Origin of the sequence: Tunturiibacter gelidiferens (assembly GCF_013410115.1) — a bacterium.
Classification (GTDB): domain Bacteria; phylum Acidobacteriota; class Terriglobia; order Terriglobales; family Acidobacteriaceae; genus Edaphobacter; species Edaphobacter gelidiferens.
In genome coordinates, this window is record NZ_JACCCV010000002.1 from 1,007,234 (window position 1) to 1,028,564 (window position 21,331).

The following is a 21,331-nucleotide window of genomic DNA, read 5'->3' on the forward strand; positions in this document are numbered from 1 at the left end:
GACGCCTCGCTGGTTCTCTTCTACCGGGTCGAATAGAGCGCACGATAGATCTCGCGGTTCCGAAGAATCGCCTGCACATACTCCCGGGTCTCGGTGTAAGGAATCGACTCGACAAACTCGGCGATGTCTTTGTAGTCTCCGATCGCCATCCACTGTCGCACCGGTACGTCCCCTGCGTTGTAAGCTGCCAGCGCATACTCAGCCTGACCGCCGAACCGGTCCATCACTTCCCGCAGATTCAGTGTTCCCAACTGAAGATTCGTAGTCGGATTCAGTAACATATTCGCATCGAAGTGTTTGATTCCCTGCTTCTTGGCCGCGGACTTTCCCACCGAAGGAAGCAATTGCATCAGCCCCCAAGCATTCGCATGGCTTACAACTCCCGCATTGAACTCTGACTCCTGCCGAATCAGCGACGCCACAAGAAAAGGATCCAACCCATTCTTCTGCGAGTAAGCAGTCAGATCCACCCAGTAGGGCTGCGGAAACAGAAGCTTCCAATAGATCGTCGGAACCTGGTCCAACGGCAGCGAAAAAAAGGAGATCCCGCTATGTTTCATCGATTGAATCGCCCGCGTCGTCTCCCCATATGACGAATAGATCTCAGCCTGAGCCAGCGCCCCCCATTCGCTCGATGTCGAACTCGCCTGGATCTCGGGCCCGATATATTCATTCAACGCCGCATTCGCCAGCAGCCTCGCCTTGATCAGATGAGGCTCGTTCTCAGGCAACTCCCCAGTCAGATCGGGAACTACAGGCACGTGCACCGCACTCAAAGCCGCAGCTGGAGCCACACTTGTGGCCTGCGTCTTCAGTACATTCAGACGCTGCCTCGCAAGCCCTGCATAGTAGGAGTTGACGTAAGAGGCCGTCACCGCGCGATAGTAGTTCGCCGCCTGACCAAAGTCCTTCTCTTCATCCTCGTAGATTCGTCCGCGCCAGTAGAGAGCCCCGGGAATCTCAATCCCCCCGCCAAACATCTGGATCTGCTCCTCCATCAAGCGAGCAGCCTCGGCATAGTTATGCTGCCGATAGTTCATCCACGCAGCCCGCCAGTGTGCCGAAGGCCCGTACGCGCTCTTTGGAAACAGCTTCACCAGGAGCGCGTAGTGATAAGTCGCCTGTTGCGGGTCGTGCTTCAACAGATACATATTTCCGCCCGAATAAAGTGCCTCCTCAAGCCACCGGCTCGTCGGAAAATCCCTGACCATCTGCGAAATCAAAGCGTCATGCGCGACCTGGTCGTTCTCCGTTCGCGACAGCTCCGCCAGCAGATACAGCTTCAGCGCTGCGCTATCGTCCCTGGTGTCCGGAAGCTTCTCCACCTCTCGCCGGCTGATCTTCTTCAACCTCATATCGCACGCCGCCGCATAGATCAACAGAGCATCATGATCTGCCGAGTTCAAACCCGAACCATCGTGCTCGATCGCGTGGTACTCCTCACCAGCCTCGGCGTATCGCTTGGCGTTGAACAGCTGGTCCCCGTGAATCTTCCGCTCCGCCGCGCTGGGAGGTGTATTCATCGCCTGCAACTGTGCCCGCGCCTGTGCCGCCTCAATGCTCAACGGAAACCCCACATAAATACTCTTGTAAATCACGCCAGCATGGGTCGTATCACCCGAGGTCTGGTAAGCCCGCGCCAGCGCATAGCGAAAATCTACATGCGACGCCTGCGCCGAATCTGCCAGCGGCACCAGAACCTTCAGTGCACCCTGCGGATCATTTTGCTGAAGATAAGCATTCGCCAGCAACACCGGCGCACTCGCATCGAAGATACTCTCCGGATGTCGTTCCTCAAACCGATCCAGCAAACCGTACGCATCGGTTCCATGACCCGCCTGCACCGCGGCCTGTGCGCCCAGATAATCGGCGTAATCGTCCAGAGCCGTGCCGCTTGCATTCGCCTGCCGATAGCTGCGCACAGCATCGTCATAACGGTGATCCAGCAACTGAGCATGTCCAAGCGCCAGATAAGCCGCAGCCGCACCTTCTCCCGGATGCTGCCGCGCATACGCTTCCACTCCGTTATATGCCGCTACGGAGCGAGTCGCAGCCAACTGTTGCGCCATCGGACGAAGCTGCTCCGAAGCCTTGAAGGCGCTCGTCAGGTGGATGGTCTGCGCCGTCGGTTTTCGCGAAACCACATGACTCTTCCGAGTCGTACTGCCCTTCTTCCCTTTCGCTTTACTGGAAGATCCGGCCTTTGACTTTCCGCTCGAACCCTTCGGCTTGGAGCCCGAAGACTTCCCTGCGCCTCCGGAAGGTGTCTCGGATTTGGACGGTGGCTTCTTAGTCTGCTTCGTCTGCGGCGTCGCCAGCTCAGTGCTCTGCGCCAGCCCCATTGCACAGCCCGCCCAGAACGGCACGCTCATCCCCATCAAAGAGGCGGCAACCACCGCCGACCAAACCTTACCCCTGATGGTCACCATCGTTCCCTTGTTTCTCCAACCCACATCTCCACTCTAAGCTGCGCCGCTCCAGCTCCGCAGCACCAATCGAGCACGAACCACCACAGATACTTCAGCCGATACCTCACCGGATCGTTCGTGAGAGGTGTTCCAGTTACCCTCAAGCCTCTTATCGGCCCAGCAACGTTCAATCAAAACCGCCCAAAAGTAACCAATTTCCAAATCGTTCTTCCACACAGAGGGTAAACCTTTGTCCGCCTCAGCCGAATAGACAAATAGGAGAGAGCAAATATGCATATGCAGCGAACTCATAGTTAAATTTTGCTCCCACGATTACTTTCTCCAACCCCAAAAAGAGATCGAAGACCCGCCAGAGGAAACCTATGCGTCTGACACTGCTCATCTTTGCTTCCATTCTCGCTCTCGGGTTTTCCCCCCTGCTTGCTGATGCCATCCCCTACGCTAACGTAGGCCAGCTGGCTCCAGATCAGTCGTTTACAGCAACCAGCAACGGAAAAATTACCGCCTACTTCTATGCTTCCAGCGCCGCCAACGACGACAAGATCATTCTCTGGGACAAGACCTCAGGCGCAAAGACCACGCCCTCCCTCGACAACCACTCCTCCGCGGTTGGCTCCTCCGTCTCCCTCTCCGTCAAAGCCGGCGATTCCCTCGTCTTCATCCTCGACGACGTGACAACCGGTCAATACTTCAGCTCTGTCGACTACCGGCTCCGACCTCGACTACAACGATGACAACATCGTCATCACCAACGTCACCTCAACCCCGACCCCGGAGCCGAGCACCATCATCCTCTTCGGGACCGGTCTCGTCGGAGCAGCCAGCGCACTCCGTCGCAAGTTCGTGCGCGGCTAAACCCTGCGCCCTCAATGTTCGGCAGCACCGGAGAACATCAGCCTCTCGGGCTAAGTTCTCCGGTAACCGCGCTATCGGCAATAAAAATCGCTCTCCGCAAAAGCTCTCCCAAATCCATAACTTTGCTCTCTACCTCACAGACATTTACTATGTTGTAGATACTGATCTCTCCGCTCCTTTAACCGGATGATTTCAGTGTTTGTTTCCGCACCTTTTCATTCATGCCAGCCATCCAATCCCCAGCCACGGAAGAGGTACACCCCGACGTAGCGCTTGTAGCGCGCGCGAAAGAAGGGGATACCGCCGCATTCGAGCAGCTGGTTCGTCAGTATGAACGCCAGATCTTCCGGGTCGCACAGCATATTACGCAAAACCGTGAAGACGCCGAAGACATCACGCAAGACGCATTCCTCAAGGCCTACGAGAAGCTGGACCAGTTCCAGGGAAACTCGAAGTTCTCGACCTGGCTCGTCCGTATCGCGGTCAATGAGAGCCTCATGCGGCTGCGCAAGCGCAAAACCAGCAAGACCGTCTCCATGGACGAAGACGTCCAGACCGACGAAGGATCTATCCCTCGCGACTTCGCCGAGTGGCGGCCAAATCCCGAGCAGCAGTACAACCAGGCTGAACTCGCCGACATCCTCCGCAAGACCATTCAGGGTCTCCCTCCAGGATTTCGGACCGTCTTTACTCTTCGCGACGTCGAAAATCTCTCCACGGAAGAGACAGCGGAGGCACTCGGCTTGAGCGTACCCGCAGTGAAATCCAGATTGTTGCGTGCGCGTCTTCAGCTGCGCGAACGTCTCAGCCGATACTTCCGGCAGAAGCAGGAGGGCCAGCCAGCATGAACTGCACGGACCTATTGAGCCATCTTTCCGACTACTTCGACGACCATCTCACCGCCGAGCTTCGCGAGGAGATCAGCGAACACACCGCTGGCTGCCAGCACTGCCGCGTCGTGCTCAACACCACCCACCAGACCATCGAGGTCTACAAGGGCAACGAGATCTACGAAGTCTCCCCCGGACTACGCGAACGCCTTCACTCCGCCATCATGGCGAAGTGTCTGGCCGTAAAGAAATAACCTAAGAGACCTTAGAAGCTCTTCTTAGACGGAGCTTTTCTTCCAGCGCGGAAAAACTGATTGTCGTCTGCACGGAGTGTGAGCCCGCAGTTGCCGCAGCCGCATTGAACCAATGCTATGGCGCTCCTATGTTCTTTGAAGCTCTGTACCTTCCGCAACGAATCACTGGGCAGCGTTAGAGGGTTGCTCGGTCCTCCCACGAGATCCGTACACGAGCATTTCACCCGACCACCTGCGGCGTATTACGCAGATACGCTCAGCGCCGGGATAGCGGTTGCTTCTTGCCTGCCGGATCGAAGAGTGCGCCATGGGCTCACGTTAATCTCAGCGCCTATAGTCGATACGCTTTCGCAGTGCCACGAGCAATGGGATCCCGATCCCCAGTACGTACTCTATGCTGGCGGGCTCAGGTATCGGAGTGGCGGAGCCGATGATCTTGCCCTCCTTGTCACTCCAGGTTGCGATCAGCACTCTCGGCACTGTGTTGCCTTTTACCACTACGGATTCACGGATCGTATCCGTAGTGGCGATCCCATCGCCGCATGTAAATGTTGCCGTAAATGGGTTCTGGAACGACGAGGCGCAGGTTGGGTCCAGTGGCATGATTCCGAATAACGGGTTGCCAGAGGCTGGCAAATCGATCGTGACCTGTAGGTCGTACACCTTCGCCGTTACGCTGTTACAACATTTGAACGTGAAAGTCGCGGCGGGGTCGGTAATCGAATCCGCATGGGCTTCGGGGGCTGACGCAACACCGATGACTGCAAATAGTATTGCGATGATCCAGAGAGATTTTTGAGCTGAGACAGGGCACATGAGGTGACCCCTCCCGTGGGTGGGCCGCAATTGTATCACCAGTTGCAGGGTTCTAGTCGCGCGGAGACATCAAATCCGCCCTGCCACCCGCAACGCCCCAATCTCCGCATCCGTGAACACCCTCGACCGGATCAGAAATCTCACGCCTTCCCCATTCTCGAGAGAAAACATTCCCCCGCGCCCCGGCACCACATCCAGGATCAGCTGCGTGTGCTTCCAGTACTCAAACTGGCTCCCGCTCATATAAAACGGAGTCTCTCCCAGCGTAGCCAACAGCACATCGCCATCCCCCACCAGAAACTCTCCCCGCGGATAACACATGGGAGAGCTGCCGTCACAGCAACCTCCCGACTGATGAAACATCAGCTCCCCATGTTTGTCCGACAACCTGCCCATCAGCTCCTCAGCAGCAGGCGTCGTTACAACCTGTTCCGGCACATCCACCATCTCTGCCTCTAGAAAAATCCCATCGCATTCGGGCTATAGCTCACCAACTGATTCTTCGTCTGCTGATAATGCTCCAGCATCATCTTGTGATTCTCACGCCCAACGCCCGACTGCTTATATCCTCCAAACGCCGCATGAGCCGGATACAGGTGATAGCAGTTCGTCCACACCCGTCCCGCCTCAATCGCCCGCCCAAAGTGGTAAGCCCGATTCATATCCCTTGTCCAAACCCCTGCGCCCAGCCCATACAACGTGTCGTTCGCCAGCGCCAGCGCCTCATCCTCGTCGTGGAAGGTCGTCACCGAGACCACAGGCCCAAAGATCTCCTCCTGGAAGATGCGCATCTTGTTATTGCCTTTGAAGACGGTCGGTTCAATATAGAACCCCTCTGCCAGATCACCCGTCTGCGCAGCGCGCTTCCCTCCAGCCAGCACCTCAGCACCCTCCTGCCTGCCGATGTCAAAGTAAGAAAGAATCTTCTCCATCTGCTCGCTCGAGGCCTGCGCCCCAATCATCGTCGTCTTATCCAGCGGATTCCCCTGCTTGATCGCACCAACGCGCTTCAGGGCACGCTCCATGAATTGATCGTAGAGCGTGTCCTGAATCAGTGCGCGCGAAGGGCAAGTACATACCTCGCCCTGGTTCAATGCGAACATCGTAAAGCCTTCCAACGCCTTGTCGAAGAACGCATCGTCCGCGCTCGCGACATCCTTGAAGAAGATATTCGGGCTCTTCCCCCCTAGCTCGAGCGTCACCGGAATAATATTCTGCGACGCATACTGCATAATCAAACGCCCCGTCGTCGTCTCCCCGGTAAACGCAATCTTGTTGATGCGCTTGCTCGAAGCCAGCGGCTTACCTGCCTCCAGCCCAAACCCGTTGACGATATTCACCACACCGGGCGGCAGAATATCCTGAATCAACTCCATCAAAACCAGGATTGACATCGGCGTCTGTTCTGCCGGCTTCAGCACCACACAGTTCCCTGCCGCCAGCGCCGGCGCAAGCTTCCACGTCGCCATGAGGATCGGAAAGTTCCACGGAATAATCAGCCCGATCACACCCAACGGCTCATGATAGTGGTAGGCAATCGTGTCTTTATCGATCTCCGAGATCGACCCCTCCTGCGCCCGAATCACACCTGCAAAATAACGGAAGTGATCGACCGCCAGAGGCATATCCGCCGCCATCGTCTCACGAATCGGCTTCCCGTTATCCCACGTCTCCACCGTCGCCAGCATCTCGAGATTGTCTTCGATCCGCTGCGCGATCTTCTCCAGCATCCGCCCGCGCTCAGTAGTCGAAGTCTTCCCCCAAGCCTTCTTCGCCGCATGCGCCGCATCCAGTGCCCGGTCCACATCGGCAGCATTCGAGCGCGCAATCTCGCACAGCACCTGTCCCGTCACCGGCGTCACATTCTCAAAATATTGTCCCGACAGCGGCGCCACCCACTCCCCGCCAATGAAGTTCTCATACCGTTTCTTGATCGACACAGGAAACCCATAGGTCCCCGGCTGCAGCGCTGTCATCGTAGCCATAGCATCCACTCCCTCGAGATCGTTACCTACACCGCGCTCGAAATTGTAGTCCTCCACACCGAAATCTGTCACAGCCCTCAACAAACAGTCGGAATCGCCTTTCCTCTCTCGCTGAACACATGAATAAACGCGTACTGCAGCAACATGATCGTCTTGCCGTCCGCAATCTCGCCCCTTTCGATCGCTGCCATTGCGTCCTCCATCGAAAGCTCCAAAACCTCAATATCTTCGCCCTCAACAAAGTTTCCGCCACCGACCGCCACCCTGTTCCCACTGTCATACTCGGCCAGAAAAAAATAGAGCTTCTCAGTCACCGACCCCGGACTCATGAAAGCCTCAAATATCTTCCGAACATGCTCGACGCGATACCCGGTCTCCTCCTCCACCTCCGCCTTGATCCGCTCCTCCGGACTAGCCTTATCCAGAAGCCCCGCCGCCGTCTCAATCAACAAGCCCGGATGCCCATTCACAAAAGCCGGAAACCGAAACTGCCTTGTCAGTACAACCGTGCGCCACTCCAGGTTGTACAGCAGGATCGTTGCACCATTGCCCCGGTCATAGGTCTCCCTGCTCTGCTGCTGCCAGGTCCCATCGCTCCGTTGCAGTTCGAACGTAGTTTTCTTTAACACGTACCAGTCATCGGAAAGTGTCTCGATCTTCTTGATCCGGACGCGGTCTTTCATGGAGGAGGCCTGCACGAAATTAAACATGCCGAAACCATACCGTGCAGTTTCGTGCAAAGTCAAGTATTATCGTGAACAGCGAAAATGCTAACCACTCATCGAAAACAGCAGATCCTCTCCATCCTCAAGCGCCAGGGCCAGGTCATCGCAAAAGAAGTAAGCGTCGCAATGGGGGTCTCAGAAGACACGATCCGCCGCGACCTTCGCGAAATGGCCCACGAAGGTCTCCTCCAACGCGTTCACGGCGGGGCTCTGCCTTCCTCCCCCGCCGTCGCAGATTTCCCCAGCCGCGAGCGAATCGCTCCCGAGGGCAAAGTAGCCATCGGTCGCGCAGCAGCAAAGATGATTCGGGCCGGACAAGTCGTAATCCTCGACGGCGGCACCACCGCCAGGCAAGTCGCACGGCACATCTCTCTCGACCTGAAAGCCACCATCGTCACACATAGCCCCACCATCGCTCTGGAACTCATCGACCACCAGAACATCGAAGTCATCCTCATCGGCGGACGCCTGTTCCGCCACTCAGTCGTCGCCGTCGGATCCTCCGCAATCGAGGCCATCGCTCAAATCCACGCTGACACCTTCTTCATGGGAGTCACCGGCGTCCATCCGAAGACGGGCCTCACCACAGGCAACTACGAAGAAGCTGCGATCAAGCGAGCCCTGAGCCACGCTGCAGCAGAGACCTTCGTCCTAGCCTCCTCCGAAAAGCTCAACGCAGCCTCTCCCTACGTCGTCGTCCCCCTCTCGGAGATCAGCGGCATCATCACAGAACGCTCTGCGGAAAAAACTCTCTTACGCCCTTACGCAAAACTCGGAATCACCGTCACCCGGGCCTGAAAAGCCCCGGCCACCGGCGAGGCTCTTCCTCTATCCTCTCGCGACAACCCTGAAGTCGTCCGGCTCCTGGGCAAGCGGCGTATCCCATCCGCAGCAAGGAACAATATTCCTCCCTGCCTCTGGCGGACCCCACGTGTGGGGCTCGTAAACGTACACCGGCGTATCTTCTTTGAGAACAGGATCGACAATCCGCCAGGCCTCTTCAACGTAATCCTGTCGCGCAAATAGCGTAGCGTCACCGGCAATCGCGTCCGTTAGCACCCGCTCGTACGCCTCCATCTCCTGCGGACTCGGATGACGGCTCGCAATCAACTCCACCGCCTCGCGCCCGCCCCCAAGCTCGTCCGCGACAGAGACCGACATCGCCACTGTCATCTCCGGACTAATGCGGAAGCGCATATAGTTCTGCGCCGTATTCGGCTCTGTGATGTTCGTGGTCGGTGGTTTGCGAAACCGCGCCATCACCTCCATGCATGTCACCGGAAGATTTTTTCCCGCACGGATGTAGAAAGGAACACCGTCCCATCTCCACGATTTAATCTCCAGCTTAAGACAAGCAAACGTCTCGACCTTCGAGTTCGGCGCAACACCCTTCTCATCCAGATAGCCGCGAAACTGTCCACGAACCAGATCTTTCGACTCGATCGGTGGAATGGCCTTGAGCACCTTCACCTTCTCATCACGCATCGACTCAGCATCGCCTCGCGCCGGACACTCCATCGCGAGATTACACATCACCTGGAAGATATGGTTTTGAATCACATCGCGAATCGCGCCCGTCTGGTCGTAAAAAGCGCCACGGCCCTGAACGCCAAAGTCTTCCGCCATCGTGATCTGAACGGTCTCAACATAGTCACGATTCCAGATCGGCTCCAGAAATGTGTTCGAAAAGCGAAAGGACACCATGTTATGAACCGGCCCCTTCGCCAGGTAATGATCGATACGAAAGATCGATGACTCCGGAAACGCCGACAGCAAAATCCGGTTCAGCTCCTGTGCCGAAGCCAGATCATGCCCGAACGGCTTCTCCACAATCATCCGAGCGCCCTTGGCCGAGCCGGACTTCACCAACTGCTCGACCACCTCCTCGAACAAAGAAGGAGGAATCGCCAGATAATGAGCGGGATGTTCCGAAGAACCCAACGCCTTCCGCACCGCGACAAACGTAGCCGGATCCACATAGTCGCCATCGACATACTGCAGCAGCGACTTCAGCTTCTCCCACGCTGCAGGATCGAGTCCGCCATGTTTCTCGAGACTATCCTGGGCACGCGCCTTGAACTGGTCAAGGTTCCAACCAGCCTTCGCCACACCAATCACCGGCACGTTGAGGGTGCCCCGCTTGACCATCGACTGAAGCGCAGGAAATATCTTCTTATAAGCAAGGTCGCCGGTCGCGCCAAAGAAGACCAGCGCATCGGAATGAGTTTGACTCACGAGTTTTCTCCTTCAAGTCCTAAGACTATTTTTCGTGCGGCTTCTCAAGATGGCCGCCAAAGGCGAAGCGCATCGCAGACAACAGCTTGTTCGAGAAGTCAGCCTCACCTCGCGAACTGAACCGCGTATAGAGCGCCGTCGTCAGCACAGGAGTTGGAACGCCTTCATCGATCGCAGCCTTGATCGTCCACCGTCCTTCACCCGAATCCGAGACCCTGCCGCCATACTTCGACAGCTCCGGATCTCCAATCAGCGCCGACGCGGTCAGATCCAGCAGCCACGATGCAATCACGCTTCCGCGGCGCCATACCTCGGCGACATCGGGCAGGTTGAAGTCGTACAGATAATGCTCCGGATCTCGCAACGGCGTCGTCTCAGCATCGATCTCCGCCGTGTGCTTGCCGATATCGGCCGCCTTCAGCACGCCCAGACCCTCAGCATAAGCCGCCATCATCCCGTACTCGATCCCGTTATGCACCATCTTGACGAAGTGACCGCCGCCCGTCTCCCCACAGTGCAGATACCCCAACTCCGCCGTCCCACCAACCTTCTCGCGCCCCGGAGTCTTGGGAATATCGCCAATCCCAGGAGCAATCGTCTTGAAGATTGGATCCAGATGCTCAACGACAGCCTTCGGTCCGCCAATCATCATGCAGTACCCGCGCTCGAGTCCCCATACGCCTCCGCTCGTGCCCACATCGACATAGCGAATTCCCTTAGGCTCAAGCTCCTTGGAACGGCGAATGTCGTCGATGTAATACGAATTCCCACCGTCGATCAGAATATCGTCCTTCTCCAGGTGAGGCACCAGTTCAGCGATCGTCTGATCCACAACTCCCGCAGGAATCATCAGCCAGATAGCGCGCGGCTTGGACAGTTTGCTAACGAAGTCGCCGAGCGAAGATCCTCCCGTGACGCCCTTCTCCTTCGCAAGGTCAGAGACTACCTGTTGCGACCTGTCGAAGACGACGCATTCATGCCCATTCTTCGCCAACCGTTTCACCATGTTGGCACCCATCCTGCCCAGGCCTATCATTCCAAGTTGCATTAAACGCTCCCTTTCCAAAGTTGCTGGTTCACTGAACATCAAAAACGGCGCAGAGTCTTCTTGCGTCCGTTAGCCGCCGGGCTATTTGTTCTTCCTGTATCTCCGAATCAAATTTGTTGTAGAAGTATCATGCGAAAGCTCAGGCTCCGTCTTACTCTCCAGCTCTCCGATAATCTTCTGTGCCAGCACCTTGCCAAGCTCAACGCCCCATTGATCGAACGAGTCGATGCTCCAGATAGTACCTTGCGTGAACACCGCATGCTCGTACAGAGCAATCAATTTTCCCAACACCTCCGGAGTCAGGTGATCCGCAAGGATCGTATTCGACGGACGATTGCCCTCGAACACCCGATGCGGAACCAGCCAATCGGGCGTACCCTCCGCCTTCACCTGCTCCGCCGTCTTGCCGAACGCCAGCGCTTCAGCCTGCGCAAACACATTCGCCATCAGCATATCGTGATGCTGCCCCAGCGGATTGAGCGTCTTGTAAAACCCAATAAAGTCGCAAGGGATCAACCGTGTTCCCTGGTGGATCAGCTGATAGAACGAGTGCTGTCCATTCGTCCCAGGCTCGCCCCAATAGATCGGCCCCGTCTCGGTCGCAACATGCGTTCCATCAAGCGTCACGTGCTTGCCGTTGCTCTCCATCGTCAACTGCTGCAGGTATGCCGGAAAACGCTTCAGGTACTGCTCATACGGCAGAACCGCAACGGTCTGCGCATCGAAAAAATCGGTGTACCAGACTGTGAGCAGCCCCAGCAGAACGGGCAGATTGCTCGCGAACGGCGCGGTACGGAAGTGCTCATCCATTTGATGAAAACCATCCAGCATCGCGCGAAAATTGTCCGGCCCAATCGCCAGCATCGTCGACAGCCCGATCGCCGAATCCATCGAATAGCGCCCACCGACCCAGTCCCAGAACTCAAACATATTCGCCGTATCAATGCCGAACTTTGCAACCTCTTTGGCGTTCGTCGAGATCGCCACGAAGTGCTTCGCAACCGCCTTCTCGTCGCCGCCCAATCCAGCAAGGGACCAGTCCCGTGCCGAGTGCGCATTCGTCATCGTCTCAAGCGTCGTAAAGGTCTTCGAAGCAACCAGAAAAAGCGTCTCATCCGCATTGAGATCCTGCACAGCCTCCGCAAAGTCCGTGCCATCCACATTCGAGACGAACCGGAAGGTGATATCGCGCTGGCTATAGTGCTTCAGCGCTTCATACGCCATCACCGGCCCAAGATCTGAGCCGCCGATCCCAATATTAATGACATTCTTAATCCGCTTTCCAGTGTGTCCCTTCCACGCTCCACTTCGGACACGTTCCGCGAAGGCGGCCATCTTGTCCAATACGACATGAACCGCCGGCACAACGTCCTCACCATCGACGATGATCTTCTCACCCTTCGGCGCGCGCAACGCAACATGCAGCACAGCCCGATTCTCGGTGATATTAATCTTCTCCCCACGGAACATCGCGTCGATCCGTGCTCTTAACCCCGACTCCTCCGCCAGCTGAATCAGAAGTTTCAGCGTCTCGTCCGTAATCCGATTCTTCGAGTAGTCGAGAAAGATCCCAGCAGCTTCAAGGGTGAACCGCTCCCCGCGCGCCGGATCATCCGCAAACAGCTGGCGTAGCGTCTTGTCGTGGATCTGCTGATAGTGCGCACCCAGCGCCTTCCATGCCGAACGCTCGCCGAGCGGCGTCAATTTCGTAGTCATCTACATACTCCTTGCATCTCTGTTTGTTCCGCCAAACCAGACTACTATCCATTCCTGTTACAAGTAACGTGTGGAAGGAGTAAGCCGAAAAAACTCGGCACATTTCCCCAAAATTAACGAAAATACTTCAGTACGCAAGTTCGCATCACTCCCGCTCCCCCGTGGTTCGCTCTCTCTGCAGTAGATGACGAAAAGGCAAATAGATATTCCTGAAAATACCGAGCCCGTTCCATCGTCTATGAGAAGACTGGCCGCATAAAAGTTACCACTTTTATGAAGATGATCAGTTAAGGCTCTTTTTCGCATTCAGCCGTCGCAAATCAGTTACGTGCTGTCTCTTCAAACACCAATCTCGGTACGAATCGCCGCAGCTATCGTGTCGGCATGATGCCGCATGAGCGGCTCTGATTCAGCCTCGATCATCACCCGCGCCAAAGCCTCCGTGCCACTGTAACGAATCACAACTCGGCCCGAGTCAGCAAGTTCCACCTCGGCAGCGCGAATAGCAGCAGCCACATTTGGAATCCCTTCAAGCGGTCTCTTCTCGCGCACCTTGACGTTCACAATCACCTGCGGAAAAACCTTCAGATCTGCCACAAGTTCCGCTAAAGACTTCCCGCTCCTGTGGACAACATCCAGCAGCAGCAAAGCAGTCAGCAGTCCATCCCCCGTCGTGCTGCGTCCGCTAAAGATAATATGACCGGACTGTTCTCCGCCCAGGGCTGCGCCGGTGGCGATCATCTGCTCAAGAACATACTTGTCTCCGACAGCGGCGCGAAGCATGTCGATTCCGCTGCGTTTCAGCGCCGCCTCAAGCCCCATGTTCGACATCGTCGTCGCAACCACCGTCGAGTTCGTCAAAAGCCCACGACGTTGTAGATCGCGTGCTGCCAGCAGAAGTACGGCATCCCCATTCACAACGCGACCATGCTCATCTGCAAAGAGCGCACGGTCGGCATCGCCATCGAACGTAATCCCCATCGACGCCTTGCACCTCTTCACCTGTTCGGCAACGATCTCCGGGTGCAATGCCCCGCAGTCCTCATTGATATTTCTCCCATCCGGACTGGCGTGAGTAATCAAAACCTCTCCGCCAAGATCAGAAAACAGCTGCGGTGCAACCGACGAAGCAGCTCCATTGGCGCAGTCGATCACGATCCGCTTCCCATCCAGTGAAAGCTCAGAAACGGACGCCAACAGAAACTGAACATACTCTGCGCGGTCGGCCTCATTCACAGCAGGCGACGCGGTCCTTTGCGGCGACGTCGTCGATGCAGCAAGTTGACGGAAGATCTCCTCTTCGATCGCAAGCTCAACGGCATCCGGAAGCTTATAACCATCTGGCCCAAAGAGTTTAATGCCGTTGTCCTGCCACGGATTGTGTGAGGCCGAGATGACGACGCCGGTAGCGAAGCCATGAGTATGCGTGAGAAACGCAACCGCCGGCGTTGTGATCACACCAGCGCTTTCAACAGAAGCTCCGCCCTCATCGAGCCCGGCGGTCAAGGTTGCGGCAATCCATTCGCTGGATTCGCGAGTATCCATTCCGAGTAAGACACGCGGCGTCGGAGTCTTCGCACCGAGAATATGTGCAAGAGCAAGTCCGATAGCGTATACCGTGGTGGCATCAAGTGGTGACTGCCCTGCGACAGCGCGAATGCCGTCGGTTCCAAAGAGCTTCTTCATGACTTCCAGGTCTCCATTATGTTTGCGTCTTCCATATGAGTCTGACTTATTTCGGCCTCGAGCGTCCCCTGTGCAAGCCGCGCGCGTATCGTCTGTCCAACCGCGGCATCTGCGGAGGAACGCAGCAACGTACCGTCTGCAGCGCCGCCTTGCAAATAAACGAGAGCATAGCCACGCGATAAGACTGCGAGTGGCGACAGCGCGTCGAGCCTCGCCGAAGTCATTTCGAGACGTGTATGCCGACTCGCAACCGTCTGAACCGCGGCGCGCTGCAACCGCACCGCCACAGCCTGCAAACGATGATCCGTCGCGGCAATGCGAATAGAAATATCCTGGCGCCGGAGACGATCACTCATCGAATTCAGCCGTTGGATCGGAACGCGAAGGCGCCCTTGCGCTGCCGCCTCAAGACGTAGCCGAAGCTCGTCGAGCCGTTGGTCTCTGCGGTTGACGGCATCTCGCAGTCGGTTCAAAACCGCCTCCGCAGAAAGTCGTGCGTAGCGCTGTCGTGCGTGCATCAGGTGGAATCTTCCAGCACGTTGCACTCTCGCACTCAACGCAGCCACGCGCTCCTCGATGCGATGTTGGGCAGACGTAATCAACTCGGCAGCAGCCGAAGGCGTCGCCGCGCGAAGATCCGCGACAAAATCGGCGATCGTGAAGTCCGTCTCGTGGCCAATTGCAGAGACGACAGGCAGTCCGGACGCGGCGATCGTACGGGCCAGCGCCTCATCGTTGAAGCCGGCGAGATCTTCCATCGACCCGCCGCCTCTTGCAACCACGATGACATCGACCAGCGAAGCATTTTTGTTGAACCACCGAATCCCTGCAGCGACAGACTCCGGACTGGACCCACCTTGCATCGTAGCGGGATACACCAGCAGATTGAGCCGCGCATGACGACGGCGAACGACCGTAACGATGTCGCGGATCACTGCGCCGGAGAGTGAAGTAACGACGCCAACACACTTCGGGAACGATGGCAGCTGACGTTTACGCGACGCATCAAACAGTCCTTCTGCAAGCAGTCGCGCCTTCAGCTGCTCGAACGCAAGTTGCAACGCACCGGCGCCGCGAGGTTCCATCGTCTCCGCGATAAGCTGCAGCTGCCCGCGGCTCTCATACACAGAGATGCGGCCACGAACCAGAACGGAAAGCCCATCCGCAGGCCGAAAACGTAACAAACCCGCCTGACGGCGAAACAGCACAACCGGCAACTGGGCCTCGCCATCCTTCAACGTGAAGTAGATGTGCCCCGAGGGGGCCGGCCGGCAGTTGGAGATCTCACCTTCGACCCAGAGGTCGGTATAGGTCATCTCGATCTGTTGTCTAACGTTCGTCACAAGGGAGCGAACGCTCCAGATGCGACGCTCAGTCACCGGTTCCCTCATGCCCGGCACACTTCGAGGCGGGGGTTTTATCGCAATCTCGCTGGACCCTTCACTGCGAGGGACTGAATCAACAGAAGCAGCAACCGCGATCGCGGCCTCTTCCTCAAAGAATGAAAAAAAATCCGTTTGAAGCAGCAGGTCCGGCGACGGAATTGCCGGAGCCTTCGATGTTGACCGTCTTTCAGTCCGGACCTTCCCTCGCCGCGCTCGAAGGCTGGCCAGTGTCGGCGGATTGTCTTCCCTTTCGGACATCTTGCCTGAGTCTAGCATCGCGACGCGGCTAATCGGACGGTCAGCGGCGCAGCCGTCCCACAACCCAAAGAATCACGCTCAGAAGAACACTGATCAGAATCGAAGTCGCGATTGGAAACGAAACCGACCATCCCCGGCCACGCCAGCTGAGGTCCCCAGAGAGGCGTCCAAGAGGCAGATTCAGGCGATTCAGCCCGAGAATGATCCCCCCGGCAAAAGCCAGCAGCAACCCGAGGATGAGGAGAGTACGGCCTAGCTCAGGCATGCCGCATCACTCGCTAAGCAGTCGCCAGCAGCACGGCAGCCTCACGTAGAAGCTCCGAGGGCTGACACGGTTTTGTAAGTATGCCTACAGGCCTCGACCAGGTACGCGCCTGTTCACGCACGTTTTTCAGATTGGAATAAAAACCGGTCAGCATAAGGATGCGACACGCGGGCAGCTCCCGCGTCACATCGTTTACCAGCGAAAGTCCATCTCGTCCGGGCATCGACACGTCGCATAACAACAGGTTAGGCACAAACTCGCGAGAACACTCTAACCCTTGATCAGCGGAGTAAGCGGCCTTCGCCTTGAAACCACTCTTCTCAAAGATAAGAGTCAGCGTGTCGGCCACCAGACGGTCATCATCAACCACCAGAACTCGATTCATCGGTGCCCTCCGTGCGAATCGTTTGGGGTGTGCACGTCAACACATGCCTGATGGGTCAAGACTAGGCTTCAAAACACATATTTGTCGAATCAAAATTCAATGATTTCGTTCTAAAGATTTAGACTCCACTCTCCAGACAAGGTCACGAGCCAGGCTGTGCAAAACAATGTTGCGAACAACGAGCTGCGATTCCATCCGCAGAGAATCGCAACTGCAGTCTCTGGTAAGGTTTACGACAGAACGCTGACTCCGACTGGATTAAGGATCACAATTTGCAAGTCGCCGCATTCATCGCCGGTCTACTGTTTTGCCTGGGAGTCGCCCTCGACGCCTTCCAGACCATCATCCTCCCCCGCCGCCCCACCGGACGATTTCGCATCACCCGCATCTTCTTCATCGCCACCTGGGTTCCCTGGGTCCTGATGGCCGATCGCGTCACCGACAAAAAACTCCGCGGGCAGATCTACAGCATCTACGGCCCCCTCTCCCTTCTCCTGCTTCTCCTCCTCTGGGCGATTCTTCTCATCTTCGGCTTCGGATTGTTTTACTTCTCCCTGGGCTCCCCGTTCGGCGACGCGATGCTGATCCACACCAACAGCGCCTGGGCACAATTCGACACAGATCTGTACGTCAGCGGCACAACCCTCTTCACCCTTGGCCTGGGAGACGTCGTCCCACACAGCCTGCTCGCACGAGCCTTCATCATCTTTGAATCAGGCGTAGGCCTCGGCTTCGTCGCCCTCGTCATCGGCTACCTTCCCGTTTTGTATCAGGCTTTCTCCCGGCGGGAAATCAACGTGGCCCTTCTCGACGCGCGCGCCGGCTCCCCGCCCAACGCAGCCGAGCTCCTCCGCCGCCACGCCTTCGAAGGAAGCGAAGAAGCCCTCATCGACCTCTTGGAGGAGTGGGAGCGATGGTCGGCCGAGATCCTCGAATCGCACATCTCCTACCCACTTCTTTGTTACTACCGTTCCCAGCACGACACCCAAAGCTGGCTCGCCGCCCTCGTCTCCATCCTGGACACCTGCGCGCTCCTCATCTCAGTCATCGAAGGCGCCCACTCCCGCCAGGCTCAACTCACCTTCGTCATGTCCCGCCACGCCCTCATCGACATCGGCGAAGTCTTCGAAGTCCTCGAACGAAAAGACGGCAAACCCCGCACCGACCCTGACCGCCTCCCCTCCAAAGACTTCTACCATCTCTGTGAGGCGCTAGGCGAAAATCAACTCCGACTCTGTGGCGATCCCGCCGCTGCAAAACGCCTCCACACCATCCGTGCGCTCTACGAGCCGGCCGCCCACGGCCTGTCCGATTACCTGCGCCTCCCGCTCCCGGTCTGGGTCGCGCCTCCAAAAGTCAACGACCAGTGGAGCATCCTGACCAGAATGCGAACCGACGCCGCCACAGCCTTGAAGTCCGCAGGCGATCGCACACCCTTCTTTCACGACGAAGACCACGGCTAATCTTCTTCCCCACACGCAGATTCGGGATGCCAAGGCTGAAACCCCGGCATCCCGAACTCACTCCCAAATTACATCCAAGAACTACTGTCCAGCAGGTCCCGTCGGCGCAGGATTCAACTTCTGAGCAGCCAGCGACCCCGCAGCGCCCTTGGCATCTTTATCCTTCAGCTGCGCGTAGATCTTCTTCGCCAGCTCCGGCTTCCCCTGTGCTTCATACAACTCCGCCAGCTGCAGTTGCGCCAGCCCCGAAGGCACCGTGGTCGTCGGCTTGGCAGTCAGCTCGTTATAAATATCCACAGCCTGAGAATCCCGCCCCGTTTGGCGGTAAAGCTGCGCCAGCGAAAGCTTCGCGAGCGCCGCAAGATCCCCATTCCAACTACTTGCCACCTGCTTCAGCGTGCTCTCCGCCGGGCCGTTCTGCCCCTCTTCCATATACGTCAGCCCGCCGAAGTAGCGAGCCACCCTTCCATCCGGAGTCATACCGTACTTGTACGCGACGCCCATAAAAAGATCGTTGGCCGCCTTGGCACGCTCGGTCGGCGACGCATAAGTCTTCACACCCGCGGGCACCTGCTGCCCAGGCGCTGCAAGCGGTGTCTGATAAGCCTGCATCGCAGCCCCGAAGGCGACCGAAGCCTGGTTCGCGCGGCTGTTATAGATCAGAAATCCACCCACCACGATCAGAATCGCCACCAGCACAATAGCGCTGGTAGCAATCACGGAGCGGCGGTTTTCTTTGGCCCATTCCAGGCCATGCTGAGTCGTATCGACGAACTGGTCATGCTTGAGAGCTTGTTTGGTCTGCTGGTCCACTTTGTCTTGTTCTTCCTTTTTTGCTCGTCGCGGTTTGCCGCTTTGAGAGAACTGGTCGCGCGAAGTCACAGCGCAGAACTTTAAGTCTACCAGCGCCGGGAACAGTAGTGTGGCCTAAACCCCAATCTCAGGTCGGCCATCATGCCAAACCCTCCCAGGATCAGCGAATCGCCGATAAGAATCTTCCAAAATCCAGCACCCCCACAACCAAGGGTTGACAGCCCAACGGTAGAAGCGAAGACTTGTACCCGAAGGAAATCGCGCCAACCTATGAAGACCATAGCCGTCGAAACCGCCATCGCAGCCCCGCCTACCACCAACAAACACCTCATCCGCTGGGTCGAAAAGATGGCGGACCTCTGTCAGCCCGACAGCATCCACTGGATCGACGGCTCCCAGGCCGAGTACGACTTCCTCTGCAGCCAGCTCGTCCACGCCGGAACCTTCACCAAGCTCAACGAAAAGCTCTGGCCCGGCTGCTTCCTCGCCCGCTCCGCCCCCAACGACGTCGCCCGCGTCGAAGACCGCACCTTCATCTGCTCCCTCTCCAAGGACACCGCCGGCCCCACCAACAACTGGGAAGACCCCTTCGTCATGCGCAAAAAGCTCAAGGCCCTCTTCAAAGGAGCCATGCGCGGCCGCACCATGTACGTCCTTCCCTACTCCATGGGCCCCATCGGCTCGCCCATGTCGCAGATCGGCGTCCAGCTCACCGACTCCGCCTACGCCGTGGTCAACATGCGCATCATGGCCCGCATCGGCGCACCCGTCTTCGCCGAAATCGACAAGGACGAAAAGCGCGTCGTCCCCTGCATGCACACCGTCGGCGCGCCCCTCGCTCCCGGCGAACAGGACGTCCCCTGGCCCTGCAACGACGAAAAATACATCGTCCACTTCCCCGAAACCCGCGAGATCTGGTCCTACGGCTCCGGCTACGGCGGCAACGCGCTCCTCGGCAAAAAATGCTTCGCGCTCCGCATCGCCTCCAACATCGCCCGCGACGAAGGCTGGATGGCCGAGCACATGCTCATCGTCGGCGTCGAATCCCCCAAGCGCCCCGACGGCACCACCGAGAAAACCTACGTAGCCGCCGCCTTCCCCAGCGCCTGCGGCAAAACCAACTTCGCCATGATGATCCCCCCCGCCGGCTTCGAAGGCTGGAAGGTCTGGACCGTTGGCGACGACATCGCTTGGATCAAGCCCGACGCCAGCGGCCAACTCCGCGCCATCAATCCCGAGTACGGCTTCTTCGGCGTAGCCCCCGGCACCAGCTCCAAAACCAACCCCAATGCCATGGCCACGCTCGCCAAAAACACCATCTTCACCAACGTAGCCCTCACCCCCGAAGGCGGCGTCTGGTGGGAGGGCATGACTGACACCCCACCTGCCGAACTCATCGACTGGCGCGGCAACCGCTGGACTCCCGCAATCTCCAAAGAAACCGGCCAACCCGCCGCTCACCCCAACGGCCGCTTCACCGCCCCAGCCGCCCAGTGCCCCACCATCGACCCCGACTGGGAGAACCCCAACGGCGTCCCCATCTCCGCCTTCATCTTCGGCGGCCGCCGCCCCACCACCATGCCCCTCGTCTACCAGGCCTTCAACTGGTCCGCCGGCGTCTACATCGGCGCCACCATGGGCTCCGAAACCACCGCAGCAGCCGGAGGCGCTATCGGCAAAGTCCGCCGCGACCCCATGGCCATGCTTCCCTTCTGCGGCTACCACATGGGCGACTACTTCCGTCACTGGCTCAAGATGCAGCGCAACCTCTCCGCCACCCCTCGCGTCTTCCACGTCAACTGGTTTCGCAAAGCGCCCGACGGCAGCTTCCTCTGGCCCGGCTACAGCGAAAACATGCGCGTCCTCAAGTGGATCATCGACCGTGTCCGCGGCCGCGCCCAGGGCAAAGAAACCCCCATCGGCTGGACCCCACACTTCGACGACATGAACTGGAAGGGCTTAGACATTTCCCGCGAACAGATGAAAGCCACCTTCGACACACTCCAGACCGTAGACCGCGCCCAATGGAAACAAGAGGTCATGGGCCACGAAGAGCTCTTCCTAGCCCTCCACGACCATCTCCCCCCCGAGATGATCTACGAGCGCGAACTCCTGATCTGCAGACTTTAGGAGCGGCCGATACGGTATTTTTTTCTGCGTGGTGGCCAAGCGTTTTTGCAGGG

At 57.6% G+C, this 21,331-nt stretch carries 20 protein-coding genes; 8 read left to right on the top strand and 12 right to left on the bottom strand.

The genetic code is table 11. The features are described 5' to 3' along the window. Nucleotides 1-20: 20 nt before the first annotated feature. Nucleotides 21-2,429, bottom strand: a complete 2,409-nt coding sequence (locus HDF12_RS16205) for a lytic transglycosylase domain-containing protein (RefSeq protein ID WP_257025703.1) — start codon at nt 2,427-2,429, stop codon at nt 21-23. Between the two features lie 362 nt (nt 2,430-2,791). On the opposite strand from HDF12_RS16205, the gene HDF12_RS16210 reads away from it, so the two are divergent. The 5 genes from HDF12_RS16210 to HDF12_RS16225 all read left to right on the top strand — a co-directional run bounded on the left by HDF12_RS16210 (nt 2,792) and on the right by HDF12_RS16225 (nt 5,167). Then, nucleotides 2,792-3,163 (top strand): hypothetical protein, encoded by a 372-nt coding sequence (locus HDF12_RS16210; protein WP_257025704.1) that lies wholly within the window; start codon nt 2,792-2,794, stop codon nt 3,161-3,163. Between the two features lie 55 nt (nt 3,164-3,218). Next, nucleotides 3,219-3,284: a hypothetical protein gene (locus HDF12_RS22945; protein WP_373563983.1), complete on the top strand. Its 66-nt coding sequence runs from the start codon at nt 3,219-3,221 to the stop codon at nt 3,282-3,284. Nucleotides 3,285-3,505: 221 nt separating this feature from the next. Beyond that, the gene (locus HDF12_RS16215; RefSeq protein WP_179585025.1) at nt 3,506-4,132 is read left to right on the top strand and encodes an RNA polymerase sigma factor; all 627 of its coding nucleotides are present in this window, start codon (nt 3,506-3,508) and stop codon (nt 4,130-4,132) included. Beyond that, nucleotides 4,129-4,368: an anti-sigma factor family protein gene (locus HDF12_RS16220; protein ID WP_179585026.1), complete on the top strand. Its 240-nt coding sequence runs from the start codon at nt 4,129-4,131 to the stop codon at nt 4,366-4,368. The genes HDF12_RS16215 and HDF12_RS16220 overlap by 4 nt, the downstream gene beginning before the upstream one ends. Nucleotides 4,369-4,798: 430 nt before the next feature. Next, on the top strand, nt 4,799-5,167 hold the full coding sequence (locus tag HDF12_RS16225; protein WP_179585027.1) for a hypothetical protein: 369 nt from the start codon (nt 4,799-4,801) through the stop codon (nt 5,165-5,167). 86 nt (nt 5,168-5,253) lie between these two features. Here HDF12_RS16225 and HDF12_RS16230 read toward each other — a convergent pair whose 3' ends face one another. The 3 genes from HDF12_RS16230 to HDF12_RS16240 form a co-directional block, all read right to left on the bottom strand. Next, the gene (locus HDF12_RS16230; RefSeq protein WP_179585028.1) at nt 5,254-5,631 is read right to left on the bottom strand and encodes a DUF779 domain-containing protein; all 378 of its coding nucleotides are present in this window, start codon (nt 5,629-5,631) and stop codon (nt 5,254-5,256) included. A gap of 8 nt (nt 5,632-5,639) precedes the next feature. Beyond that, nucleotides 5,640-7,169, bottom strand: a complete 1,530-nt coding sequence (adh, locus tag HDF12_RS16235) for an aldehyde dehydrogenase (protein ID WP_218892485.1) — start codon at nt 7,167-7,169, stop codon at nt 5,640-5,642. A 77-nt stretch (nt 7,170-7,246) separates the two neighbouring features. Further along, nucleotides 7,247-7,915, bottom strand: coding sequence for an NUDIX hydrolase (locus HDF12_RS16240; protein WP_218892486.1), 669 nt, complete (start codon nt 7,913-7,915; stop codon nt 7,247-7,249). 21 nt (nt 7,916-7,936) lie between these two features. Here HDF12_RS16240 and HDF12_RS16245 point away from each other — a divergent pair, with 21 nt between their 5' ends. Next, entirely contained in the window at nt 7,937-8,692 is a 756-nt protein-coding gene (locus HDF12_RS16245; RefSeq protein WP_179585030.1) for a DeoR/GlpR family DNA-binding transcription regulator, read from the top strand. 30 nt (nt 8,693-8,722) lie between these two features. Here HDF12_RS16245 and zwf read toward each other — a convergent pair whose 3' ends face one another. The 7 genes from zwf to HDF12_RS16280 form a co-directional block, all read right to left on the bottom strand. Continuing rightward, the gene (zwf, locus tag HDF12_RS16250) at nt 8,723-10,129 is read right to left on the bottom strand and encodes a glucose-6-phosphate dehydrogenase (RefSeq protein ID WP_179585032.1); all 1,407 of its coding nucleotides are present in this window, start codon (nt 10,127-10,129) and stop codon (nt 8,723-8,725) included. Nucleotides 10,130-10,154: 25 nt separating this feature from the next. Further along, a complete protein-coding gene (gene gnd, locus HDF12_RS16255) occupies nt 10,155-11,177 on the bottom strand; it encodes a phosphogluconate dehydrogenase (NAD(+)-dependent, decarboxylating) (protein WP_179585034.1) in 1,023 nt (340 codons plus the stop codon). A gap of 81 nt (nt 11,178-11,258) precedes the next feature. Further along, a complete protein-coding gene (gene pgi, locus HDF12_RS16260) occupies nt 11,259-12,893 on the bottom strand; it encodes a glucose-6-phosphate isomerase (RefSeq protein WP_179585035.1) in 1,635 nt (544 codons plus the stop codon). A gap of 339 nt (nt 12,894-13,232) precedes the next feature. Continuing rightward, nucleotides 13,233-14,579, bottom strand: a complete 1,347-nt coding sequence (glmM, locus tag HDF12_RS16265; RefSeq protein WP_179585037.1) for a phosphoglucosamine mutase — start codon at nt 14,577-14,579, stop codon at nt 13,233-13,235. Continuing rightward, nucleotides 14,576-15,958, bottom strand: a complete 1,383-nt coding sequence (xseA, locus tag HDF12_RS16270) for an exodeoxyribonuclease VII large subunit (RefSeq protein ID WP_373563947.1) — start codon at nt 15,956-15,958, stop codon at nt 14,576-14,578. Before xseA ends, glmM begins: the two co-directional genes overlap by 4 nt. A gap of 304 nt (nt 15,959-16,262) precedes the next feature. After that, a complete protein-coding gene (locus HDF12_RS16275; RefSeq protein ID WP_179585040.1) occupies nt 16,263-16,487 on the bottom strand; it encodes a DUF2905 domain-containing protein in 225 nt (74 codons plus the stop codon). Between the two features lie 13 nt (nt 16,488-16,500). Next, on the bottom strand, nt 16,501-16,872 hold the full coding sequence (locus tag HDF12_RS16280) for a response regulator (RefSeq protein ID WP_179585042.1): 372 nt from the start codon (nt 16,870-16,872) through the stop codon (nt 16,501-16,503). Nucleotides 16,873-17,144: 272 nt separating this feature from the next. Between HDF12_RS16280 and HDF12_RS16285 the strand changes: the two genes are divergently transcribed. Then, the gene (locus HDF12_RS16285; protein ID WP_179585043.1) at nt 17,145-18,335 is read left to right on the top strand and encodes a potassium channel family protein; all 1,191 of its coding nucleotides are present in this window, start codon (nt 17,145-17,147) and stop codon (nt 18,333-18,335) included. Nucleotides 18,336-18,416: 81 nt separating this feature from the next. Here the strand turns inward: HDF12_RS16285 and HDF12_RS16290 are convergent, their stop codons facing one another. Next, a complete protein-coding gene (locus tag HDF12_RS16290; RefSeq protein WP_179585045.1) occupies nt 18,417-19,148 on the bottom strand; it encodes a tetratricopeptide repeat protein in 732 nt (243 codons plus the stop codon). Nucleotides 19,149-19,418: 270 nt separating this feature from the next. Here HDF12_RS16290 and HDF12_RS16295 point away from each other — a divergent pair, with 270 nt between their 5' ends. Next, the gene (locus HDF12_RS16295; RefSeq protein ID WP_179585047.1) at nt 19,419-21,278 is read left to right on the top strand and encodes a phosphoenolpyruvate carboxykinase (GTP); all 1,860 of its coding nucleotides are present in this window, start codon (nt 19,419-19,421) and stop codon (nt 21,276-21,278) included. The last annotated feature ends 53 nt before the right edge of the window (nt 21,279-21,331 follow it).